Source organism: Streptomyces sp. AF1A, from assembly GCF_047340315.1.
Taxonomy (GTDB): domain Bacteria; phylum Actinomycetota; class Actinomycetes; order Streptomycetales; family Streptomycetaceae; genus Streptomyces.
The window spans coordinates 1-10,375 of record NZ_JBLEBI010000214.1 but is presented as its reverse complement, the minus strand read 5'-3'; the positions used below and the strand labels follow the sequence as shown (position 1 = coordinate 10,375).

Genomic DNA, 10,375 nt, shown 5'->3' with positions numbered 1-10,375 from the left:
GCCGTCCGGCACGGGCGCCGTCTCGCGGCCCTCGCGGAAGCCGGTGAGCGTGCCGAACGGCGGGCGCGTGTCCACGTCGTGCGCGTAGTCCACGGCCACCGCGAGCCCGCGCGCCACCCGGCCCACGGCCGACGCCCATGCCTCGTCCCGGGGCAGCCCGACCTCCGCCCGCCGCCCCTCTTCGGCCGGCAGTGGCCACCACCGCGCGAGCCACTGCGCCGCGGCACCGGTCACGGGGTCCCCGAGCCGCTCGGAGCCGTCCGGCGCGACGAGCACCAGCCGGGGCACGCCCGCCGCGTCCACCTCGACGACGTCCACGGGCACGTTGTCCAGCCACTCGTTGGCGAACAGCAGCCCGGTGAGCGCGTCCGGGGGTTCGCTCCGCCAGGCGATCCGCTCGTCCAGGCCGGCCGGACGGCCCGCGATCTCCACGGCGGACACGCGCGCGCGTGCGGCCACGCCGGCCGGCAGGGCGGCGAGCACCCCGGTGGCCAACTCGCCCCGCCCGGCCCCGAGGTCGACGAAGTCCAGCACCGGGGGCCGGCCCAGCGCCTCGTCGACCCGGCACAGCAGCCGGGCCACGGCCTGCGCGAACAGCGCCGACGCGTGCACGGACGTACGGAAGTGACCGGCCGGGCCCTCCGGGCGCAGATAGAAGCCGCCCGGCCCGTACAGCGCCGCTTGTGCCGCCGTGCGCCAGCCGCGCGCCTCGCGGAAACTCTCCGCCCCGGTCTCGTCCACCACGCGAACAGACTAGGGGCACAGATGATCATTGCCTCCACCTTGCGGAGTACGCGCGCCGGACCCGGATCGGCCCTCCGGTTGACCCCTGCACGCATCCGGTTTCCCTACTCTGGGTTACGTGCAGCGCCTCTATGACTTCCTCCGCCGCCACCCGACATGGGTCGACACCTTCTGGGCCGTCGTCCTCTTCGGGCTGTCGAGCCTGAGCGTGGTCAATCTCAGCGGGGCGCCCGGTCACCACGGCACGCTCGCCGCGGGGATGGCCGTCTCCGCGGTCCTGTGCGTCGTCGTCGCGCTGCGCCGCCGATTCCCGGAGCACATGCTGCTGCTGGCCCTCGTGACCGGGCTTGCCCAACTGGTGCTGGACGTCGAGACGACCGTCGCCGACTTCGCCATGCTGGTGATCACCTACACGGTCGCGACCATGGGCGCGCGCTGGGCCTCGCGGCTCGCCCTCACCGTGAGCCTGTGCGCGGCCGCCCTCGCGCAGATCCGCTGGCCGGCCGTGCACTCCGGGCCCTTCGGGCACATCGCCATAGCCGTCTTCCAGACGGTGCCGTTCGCGCTCGCCTGGGTGCTCGGCGACTCCATGCGCACCCGGCGCGCCTACTTCGCCCAGCTGGAGGAGCGCGCGGCCCGTCTGGAGAAGGAGCGCGAGGCGCAGTCGAAGGTGGCGGTCGCCGCCGAGCGCGCCCGCATCGCGCGCGAGCTGCACGACGTCGTCGCGCACAACGTGTCGGTGATGGTGGTGCAGGCCGACGGCGCCGCCTACGTCCTCGACACCGCCCCCGACCAGGCCAGAAAGGCCCTGGAGACGATCTCCTCGACCGGTCGGCAGGCGCTCGCCGAGATGCGCCGCCTGCTGGGCGTGCTGCGCACCGGGGAGCACCAGGAGAGCGGGGAGTACGTCCCGCAGCCCGACGTCGACCAGATCGACGAGCTGATCGAGCAGTGCCGCAGTTCCGGCCTGCCCGTCGACTTCAAGGTCGAGGGCACCCCCCGCCCGCTGCCCAGCGGGGTCGAGCTCACCGCGTACCGGATCGTGCAGGAGGCGCTCACCAACACCCGCAAGCACGGCGGGCCGGGCGCCGGCGCGAGTGTCCGGCTGGTCTACTTCGACGACGGGCTCGGCCTGCTCGTCGAGGACGACGGCAAGGGCGCCCCGCACGAGCTGTACGAGGAGGGCGGCGCCGACGGGCAGGGGCACGGCCTGATCGGCATGCGCGAGCGCGTCGGCATGGTCGGCGGCACCCTGGACGCCGGCCCCCGCCCCGGCGGAGGATTCCGCATCAGCGCCCTGCTGCCGCTCAAACCGGCGCACTGACACCGGCGCACGCCCCGCACCGGCACCTGTCGCCCCCTGGCCGACCGCAGCTCACACGGGCCGGCGCCACCGAAGACCGAACGGACGGAAGAGGACCCCATGACGATCCGCGTGATGCTCGTCGACGACCAGGTGCTGCTGCGCACCGGGTTCCGGATGGTGCTCGCCGCCCAGCCGGACATGGAGGTCGTCGCGGAGGCGGGCGACGGCGTCGAGGCCCTCCAGGTGCTGCGGTCCACCGCCGTCGACGTCATCCTGATGGACGTCCGCATGCCGAAGCTCGACGGCGTGGAGGCCACCCGGCGCATCTGCGCCGAGCCGGACGCGCCCAAGGTGCTCATCCTCACCACGTTCGACCTGGACGAGTACGCCTTCTCGGGGCTGAAGGCCGGGGCCTCCGGTTTCATGCTCAAGGACGTGCCGCCCGGCGAGCTGCTGTCCGCCATCCGCGCCGTGCACAGCGGCGACGCCGTCGTGGCGCCCTCCACCACCCGGCGCCTGCTGGACCGCTTCGCGCCGATGCTGCCCTCCACCGGCAAGGAGCCCCGGCACAAGGAGCTGGAGCGCCTCACCGACCGGGAGCGCGAGGTCATGGTGCTGGTCGCCCAGGGCCTGTCCAACGGCGAGATCGCGGAGCGGCTGGTGCTGTCCGAGGCGACCGTGAAGACCCACGTGGGGCGCATCCTGACCAAGCTCGGCCTGCGGGACCGGGTTCAGGTCGTGGTGCTGGCCTACGAGACCGGACTGGTGCGGGCGGGCGGCCACGGCTGAGGCCGACGGTGATCACCGCCTGCCCGCCGTGATCACGTCTTGGGCAGGCGGCTCACGAAGTCGGTGACGGCCGCCCGTACGTCGTCCGCCGTCCACTCCAGCCCGGTCGCGCCGACGGTGACCTCGGTGCACGCGAGGCCCGGCGCGCCCCGGTCCCAGGGGCCCGCGAACAGCAGCACCGAGGTCTCCTCCGCCTGGCGCACCGCGGCCTCCATGAGCACCTCGGGGTCGTACGGCAGCCAGACCTGGAACTGGTGGGTGTGCGGCGCCCGAGGGTGCACCCGCGCCCACGGCAGCCCGGCGGCGGCGAAACCCTCGCACAGCGCCGCGGCCACCACGCGCGCGTGCCGCACGTACTCGGGCAGCCGGGGCAGCTCCCGCTCCAGGCCGACGAGCGCGGACAGGGCGGTCGGGAACTGCTGGAAGACCATGCCGCCGTACCGGTGCCGCCAGGTCTTCGCCTCGTCGACCAGGGTCTTCGGGCCGGCGAGCGCGGCGCCGCCGAAGCCGCCGAGGGACTTGTAGAACGACACGTAGACGCTGTCGGCCAGGGCCGCGATCTCCCGCAGCGGGCGCCCGAAGTGCTCGGTGCACTCCCACAGGCGCGCGCCGTCGAAGTGCACCACCGCGTCGCGTTCCCGCGCGGCCTCGACGACCTCGGTCAGCTCCTCCCAGGTGGGCAGCACGAAACCGGCGTCCCGGAGCGGCAGTTCCAGCATCAGCGCGCCGAAGGGCTCGTCGAAGTCGCGTATCTCGGCGGCCGTGGGCAGCCGGGGCTCACCGGTGACCCGGACCGGGCGCAGGCCGCTGACCTGGCTCAGCGCATGCCGTTCGTGCACCTCGGGATGGGCGAGCGGATGCAGGGCCACCGCGGGGTTGCCGGTCCGACCCGCCCAGCAGCGCAGGGCCACCTGCTGGGCCATGGTGCCGGTGGGGAAGAACGCGGCGGCCTCCGTGCCCAGCAGCGCGGCGACCCGCTCCTCCAGGGCCGCGACGACCCGGTCGCCGTACACGTCCGCCGGCTCGTCCAGGTCGTGGACCTCGGACGCCGCCTCCAGCAGCCAGGTCAGACGGTCCCGGAGCGTGCCCCGGAAACCGGCGCGCGACAGGGTGCGCCGGGCCTCCCGTTGGGCGATCGCCCGGCGCTCGCGCACCGATCCCTGCTCGTCCTGCTGCTCGTCCCGCTGCTCGTCCTGCTCAGCCGAATCAGTCATGCCGCGGATGATGCCCTCCCGCGACCGCGCGGGCACCCGAGTTTCCCCACGGCGCACCGGGGGACGGCGTGGCACGGCGCACCGGGGGACGGCGTGGTGAAACCCACAGCCTGTGGACAACCGGTCGGCGCCGGACCGAGATAGCGTTAACATGACGAGAAATCGTTCGGTACATCGTCCGGTACCCGGAGCGGACTGGAACGGGAAGGCCGCCGTCGCGTGAGTACAGTCCACCAGCAAGACCTCAAGGACCGCCCCGCGCGGCTCACCGTCGGTGTCGTCGGCGCCGGCCGCGTGGGTCCCGCGCTGGCCGCGTCCCTCCAGCTCGCCGGACACCGTCCGGTGGCCGTCTCCGGTGTCTCCGACGCCTCCCGGCGGCGCGCCGAGACCATGCTGCCGGGCGTGCCGCTGGTGCCGCCCGCCGAGGTCCTGGACCGCGCCGACCTGGTGCTGCTCACCGTCCCCGACGACGTCCTGCCCGCACTGGTCTCAGGACTCGCCGAGACCGGCGCGGTGCGCCCGGGACAGCTGCTCGTGCACACCTCGGGCCGGTACGGCACCAAGGTCCTCGACCCGGCCCTGCGCGCGGGCGCGCTGCCCCTGGCCCTGCACCCCGCGATGACCTTCACCGGCACCCCCGTGGACGTGCAGCGCCTCGCGGGCTGCTCCTTCGGCGTCACCGCGCCCGAGGAGCTGCGGCTGGCCGCCCAGGCCCTGGTCATCGAGATGGGCGGCGAGCCGGAGTGGATCAGCGAGGAGAACCGCCCGCTGTACCACGCGGCCCTCGCCCTCGGCGCCAACCACCTGGTGACGCTGGTCGCCCAGTCCATGGAGCTGCTGCGCACGGCCGGCGTCGAGGCCCCCGACCGGATGCTCGGCCCGCTGCTCGGCGCCGCCCTGGACAACGCCCTGCGCTCCGGCGACGCGGCCCTCACCGGGCCCGTCGCGCGCGGGGACGCCGGCACGGTCGCCGCCCACATCGGCGAGCTGCGCGCGCACGCCCCGCAGACCGTCGCCGGCTACCTCGCGATGGCCCGCGCGACCGCCGACCGGGCCCTCGCGCACGGCCTGCTCAAGCCGGAGCTCGCCGAGGACCTGCTCGGTGTGCTGGCCGACGGAACCGGCGGCACGAACGGCACCAACGGCACCGAGGGGAACGACCGATGACCACCGCCCTGCTGAGCACCGCGGACGAGTTGCACGCGCGCGTACGTCAGGGCCGCCGCGCCGTCGTGATGACCATGGGCGCCCTGCACGAGGGCCACGCCACCCTCATCCGCGCGGCCCGCGAGACCGCCGGCCGGGACGGCGAGGTCGTCGTCACCGTCTTCGTCAACCCGCTGCAGTTCGGCGCGGGCGAGGACCTGGACCGCTACCCGCGCACCCTCGACGACGACCTGAAGATCGCCGAACAGGCCGGTGCCGACGCGGTGTTCGCGCCCTCGGTGGACGAGGTCTACCCGGGCGGCGAGCCCCAGGTGCGGATCTCGGCCGGTCCCATGGGCGAGCGCCTGGAGGGCGGCGCGCGGCCCGGGCACTTCGACGGCATGCTCACCGTCGTGGCCAAGCTGCTGCACCTCACCCGCCCCGACGTGGCCCTGTACGGCCAGAAGGACGCCCAGCAGCTGGCCCTGATCCGGCGCATGGTGCGCGATCTGAACTTCGGCGTCGAGATCGTCGCCGTACCGACCGTGCGCGAGGAGGACGGGCTCGCCCTGTCCAGCCGCAACCGCTACCTGTCGCCGGACGAGCGCCGTACCGCGCTCGCGCTGTCCCGCGCGCTGTTCGCGGGCGGCGACCGGCACGCCGCGCAGGAGGCGCTGCGCGCGCGGGCCCGCGAAGTGCCCTCCACGCACGCGCGTGCCGAGGCGCTGAGCGCGATAGGGGAGTCCCGGGCGGCCGCCGACGCGCACGCGGTGGCCACGGCGTCCCCCGGCGGCCCCGCGGCCGTCCGCGCCGCCGCCCGCCAGGTCCTGGACGAGGCCGCCCGCTTCGACCCTCCGCTGCATCTGGACTACCTCGCCCTCGTCGACCCCTCCGACTTCACCGAGATCGGCGACGACTTCACCGGCGAGGCCGTCCTCGCCGTCGCCGCCCGGGTCGGCACGACCCGGCTGATCGACAACCTTCCTCTCACCTTCGGAGCCGCCTCGTGAGTAGCACAGGCATACGACTGCACGCACCCGCCCCCGGCTGGGCCATCTCCGCGGACGTGGTCGTCGTCGGCTCCGGAGTGGCCGGGCTGACCGCGGCGCTGCGCTGCGAGGCCGCCGGGCTGACCACGGTGGTCGTCACCAAGGCCCGCCTGGACGACGGCTCCACGCGCTGGGCGCAGGGCGGGATCGCCGCCGCCCTCGGCGAGGGCGACACCCCCGAACAGCACCTCGACGACACCCTCGTCGCGGGCGCCGGCCTGTGCGACGAGGAGGCCGTCCGCATCCTCGTCACCGAGGGCCCCGACGCGGTGCGGCGGCTCATCGGCACCGGCGCCCACTTCGACGAGTCCTCCGCGGGCGAGCTGGAGCTCACCCGCGAGGGCGGCCACCACCGCCGCCGGATCGCGCACGCGGGCGGCGACGCCACCGGCGCGGAGATCTCCCGGGCGCTCGTGGCGGCCGTACGCGCGCGTGGGCTGCGCACCATCGAGAACGCGCTGGTGCTGGACCTGCTCACCGACGCCGAGGGCCGCACGGCCGGTGTCACGCTGCACGTGATGGGCGAGGGCCAGCACGACGGCGTGGGCGCCGTGCACGCCCCCTCGGTGGTCCTCGCCACCGGCGGCATGGGCCAGGTGTTCTCCGCGACCACCAACCCCTCCGTCTCGACCGGCGACGGCGTGGCGCTGGCGCTGCGCGCGGGCGCCGAGGTCAGCGACCTGGAGTTCGTGCAGTTCCACCCGACCGTGCTGTTCCTCGGCCCGGACGCCGAGGGACAGCAGCCGCTCGTCTCCGAGGTGGTGCGCGGCGAGGGCGCCCACCTGGTCGACGCCGACGGCGTGCGCTTCATGCTCGGCCGGCACGAACTGGCCGAGCTGGCGCCCCGGGACATCGTCGCCAAGGGCATCATGCGGCGGATGCAGGAGCTGGACGCCGAGCACATGTTCCTCGACGCCCGGCACTTCGGCGCCGAGATGTGGGAGCACCGCTTCCCGACCATCCTGGCCGCCTGCCGTGCCAACGGCATCGACCCGGTCACCGATCCCATCCCGATCGCCCCGGCCGCCCACTACGCCTCCGGAGGCGTGCGCACCGACGCCCACGGCCGGACCACGGTGCCCGGCCTGTACGCGTGCGGTGAGGTCGCCTGCACCGGTGTGCACGGTGCCAACCGGCTCGCGTCCAACTCCCTCCTCGAGGGCCTCGTCTACGCCGAGCGGATCGCCGCCGACATCGCCGCCGCCCACGCCGGAGACGGCCTGCGCACGCGAGTGCCCGAGCGGGTCCCGCACCCCGGCAGGCCCGCGCACCCGCTGCTCGCCCCCGAGACCCGGTTCGCCATCCAGCGGATCATGAGCGAGGGCGCCGGCGTGCTGCGGTCCGAGGAGTCCCTGGCCAAGGCCGCCGAGCAGCTCCAGCGACTGCACACCGACGCGCGCGACGCGCTCGACGAGAACGGCAAGACCGCCGAGCCCGGCGTCGACACCTGGGAGGCCACCAACCTCCTGTGCGTGGCCCGCGTCCTGGTCGCCGCCGCCCGGCTGCGCGAGGAGACCCGCGGCTGCCACTGGCGCGAGGACCGTGCCGAGCGCGACGACACCAACTGGCGACGCCACATCGTCGTACGGCTCAATCCGGACCGGTCGCTGGCCGTGAGCACGACCGACACCGCAGACTTCCCCCCGACCCGGTCCAACCAGCGCCCCCAGGAGCAGTGACACACGTGAGCACCGACGACCTTCCCCTCGCCCCGACCGGCGGCTGCGGCGACGGCTGCGCCTGCGGCGCGGACGGCGACGAGGAGTACCTGGAGTGCGGGCTCGACCCCGCGCTCGCCGAGCTGCTGGCCGCCGCCGGACTCGACCCGGTGGAGGTCGAGGACATCGCCACCGTGGCCATCCAGGAGGACCTGGCCGGCGGCGTGGACGTGACCACCGTGTCGACCATCCCCGAGGACGTGACCGCCACCGCCGACTTCACCGCCCGCCAGGCGGGCGTGGTGGCCGGGCTCCGGGTCGCCGAGGCCGTGCTCTCCGTGGTCTGCACGGACGAGTTCGAGGTCGAGCGGCACGTCGAGGACGGGGACCGGGTCGAGGCCGGGCAGAAGCTGCTGTCGGTCACCACGCGCACGCGTGACCTGCTCACCGCCGAGCGCAGCGCGCTGAACATCCTGTGCCGCCTGTCCGGCATCGCGACCGCCACGCGCGCGTGGGCGGACGCCCTGGAGGGCACCACCACGAAGGTCCGCGACACCCGCAAGACGACTCCGGGCCTGCGCTCCCTGGAGAAGTTCGCCGTCCGCTGCGGAGGAGGCGTCAACCACCGCATGTCGCTGTCCGACGCGGCCCTGGTGAAGGACAACCACGTGGTCGCGGCCGGCGGCGTCGCGCAGGCCTTCAAGGCCGTGCGGGAGGCGTTCCCGGAGGTGCCGATCGAGGTCGAGGTGGACACCCTGCACCAGCTGCGCGAGGTCGTCGACGCGGGCGCCGACCTGATCCTGCTGGACAACTTCACACCCGACGAGTGCGCCGAGGCCGTCGGCATCGTCCGCGGCCGGGCACTGCTGGAGGCCTCCGGCCGGCTGACCCTCGACACCGCGCGCATGTACGCCGACACCGGCGTGGACTTCCTGGCCGTCGGCTCCCTCACCCACTCCTCGCCGAGCCTGGACATCGGCCTGGACCTGCGCGAGGCGGAGTAACGGCCATGCTGCTCACGATCGACGTCGGCAACACGCACACCGTCCTCGGCCTGTTCGACGGCGAGGACATCGTCGAGCACTGGCGCATCTCCACGGACGCCCGCCGCACGGCCGACGAGCTCGCGGTGCTGCTCCAGGGCCTGATGGGCATGCACCCGCTGCTCGGCGAGGAGCTGGGCGACGGCATCGACGGCATCGCGATCTGCGCCACCGTCCCCTCGGTGCTGCACGAGCTGCGCGAGGTCACCCGGCGGTACTACGGCGACGTACCCGCCGTCCTGGTCGAGCCGGGCGTGAAGACGGGCGTGCCGATCCTCACCGACAACCCCAAGGAGGTCGGCGCGGACCGGATCATCAACGCGGTCGCGGCGGTCGAGATGTACGGCGGCCCCGCGATCGTCGTCGACTTCGGTACGGCGACCACGTTCGACGCGGTCTCCGCGCGCGGGGAGTACGTCGGCGGGGTCATCGCGCCCGGCATCGAGATCTCCGTGGAGGCGCTCGGCGTGAAGGGTGCGCAGCTGCGCAAGATCGAGGTGGCCCGCCCGCGCAGCGTGATCGGCAAGAACACGGTCGAGGCCATGCAGGCGGGCATCGTGTACGGCTTCGCCGGGCAGGTCGACGGGGTGGTCTCCCGCATGGCGCGGGAGCTGGCCGACGACCCGGACGACGTGCGGGTGATCGCCACGGGCGGGCTCGCGCCGATGGTGCTGGGGGAGTCCTCCGTGATCGACGAGCACCAGCCCTGGCTGACGCTGATCGGGCTGCGGCTGGTGTACGAGCGGAACGTGTCGCGGCTGTGAGGCGCCCGGCGCCCTGAAGGGCGCCGGGCCGGTCCCGTGGCCCCGGTCGAGGGAAACCGGCAGCGACACGCGGCGAAACAACTTACCGATTCGTCGCTTTTGTCCGATTAGCGATAGCGTCGCCGCATGCCCACGCCATACGGATCCCGCGGCGGCATGGCGTTCGGCGCGGAGGAGCTGCGTGTGCTCCGCCGTGCCCTCGCCCTCGCCCTCCACCCCGGCCAAGCGTCCGCCGAGGACGTCCAGGACTGCTTCCGCCTCGCCGAGTCGCTCGACGAGGCGGTGTGCGAGGGGGCCAGGCTGCGCGCCTTCCTGGTGGCCGACCTCGGCCGGTACCGGGCCGCGCTCCCGGGCACCGCGGCCGGCTACCTCCGCCTCCTGGAGGAGGCCCTGGGCGCCGGGCACCGGCCGACGCCGGACGACCTCGCCGCGCTCCGGGCACTGCGCGGGAACGCCGCCGCGGCGGCCCTGCTGGAGCGCTGCCAGGCGCTGGCCGAACAGGACGTGCGGGCACGCTTCGCCCAGGGCGCCCGCAGGGTCCCGGCGCCCGCCGTACCGCCCGCCCGGACCCGTCTGCTGGCCCTCCCGGGCGGCGCGGCCGCTGCCGGTCCGGGAGAGCCGGAGAAGACCGAGAAGCCCGTACAGAAGCCCACCCCGAAGCC

Annotated in this window: 10 protein-coding genes; 8 read left to right on the top strand and 2 right to left on the bottom strand. The window is 74.3% G+C overall.

Features of this window, described 5'->3' with window-relative positions; all coding sequences use genetic code 11:
• Positions 1-744 (bottom strand): SAM-dependent methyltransferase (locus ACLU3S_RS32905; protein WP_413955643.1); only part of this gene is annotated, 744 nt, incomplete at its 3' end.
• A gap of 118 nt (positions 745-862) precedes the next feature.
• On the opposite strand from ACLU3S_RS32905, the gene ACLU3S_RS32900 reads away from it, so the two are divergent.
• Positions 863-2,068, top strand: a complete 1,206-nt coding sequence (locus ACLU3S_RS32900; RefSeq protein WP_413955642.1) for a sensor histidine kinase — start codon at positions 863-865, stop codon at positions 2,066-2,068.
• 99 nt (positions 2,069-2,167) lie between these two features.
• Positions 2,168-2,839 (top strand): response regulator, encoded by a 672-nt coding sequence (locus ACLU3S_RS32895; RefSeq protein ID WP_413955641.1) that lies wholly within the window; start codon positions 2,168-2,170, stop codon positions 2,837-2,839.
• Between the two features lie 32 nt (positions 2,840-2,871).
• Here ACLU3S_RS32895 and ACLU3S_RS32890 read toward each other — a convergent pair whose 3' ends face one another.
• Positions 2,872-4,053, bottom strand: a complete 1,182-nt coding sequence (locus ACLU3S_RS32890; RefSeq protein ID WP_413955640.1) for a threonine aldolase family protein — start codon at positions 4,051-4,053, stop codon at positions 2,872-2,874.
• Between the two features lie 219 nt (positions 4,054-4,272).
• Here ACLU3S_RS32890 and ACLU3S_RS32885 point away from each other — a divergent pair, with 219 nt between their 5' ends.
• The 6 genes from ACLU3S_RS32885 to ACLU3S_RS32860 all read left to right on the top strand — a co-directional run.
• Complete coding sequence (locus ACLU3S_RS32885) at positions 4,273-5,220, top strand: Rossmann-like and DUF2520 domain-containing protein (RefSeq protein WP_413955639.1); 948 nt, start codon at positions 4,273-4,275, stop codon at positions 5,218-5,220.
• The gene (gene panC / locus ACLU3S_RS32880) at positions 5,217-6,209 is read left to right on the top strand and encodes a pantoate--beta-alanine ligase (RefSeq protein ID WP_413955638.1); all 993 of its coding nucleotides are present in this window, start codon (positions 5,217-5,219) and stop codon (positions 6,207-6,209) included. Before ACLU3S_RS32885 ends, panC begins: the two co-directional genes overlap by 4 nt.
• Entirely contained in the window at positions 6,206-7,927 is a 1,722-nt protein-coding gene (locus ACLU3S_RS32875) for an L-aspartate oxidase (RefSeq protein ID WP_413955637.1), read from the top strand. Before panC ends, ACLU3S_RS32875 begins: the two co-directional genes overlap by 4 nt.
• 5 nt (positions 7,928-7,932) lie before the next feature.
• Positions 7,933-8,910: a carboxylating nicotinate-nucleotide diphosphorylase gene (gene nadC, locus ACLU3S_RS32870; protein ID WP_413955636.1), complete on the top strand. Its 978-nt coding sequence runs from the start codon at positions 7,933-7,935 to the stop codon at positions 8,908-8,910.
• Between the two features lie 5 nt (positions 8,911-8,915).
• Positions 8,916-9,713, top strand: coding sequence for a type III pantothenate kinase (locus tag ACLU3S_RS32865; RefSeq protein ID WP_413955635.1), 798 nt, complete (start codon positions 8,916-8,918; stop codon positions 9,711-9,713).
• A 156-nt stretch (positions 9,714-9,869) separates the two neighbouring features.
• Positions 9,870-10,375 (top strand): hypothetical protein (locus ACLU3S_RS32860; RefSeq protein WP_413955644.1); only part of this gene is annotated, 506 nt, incomplete at its 3' end.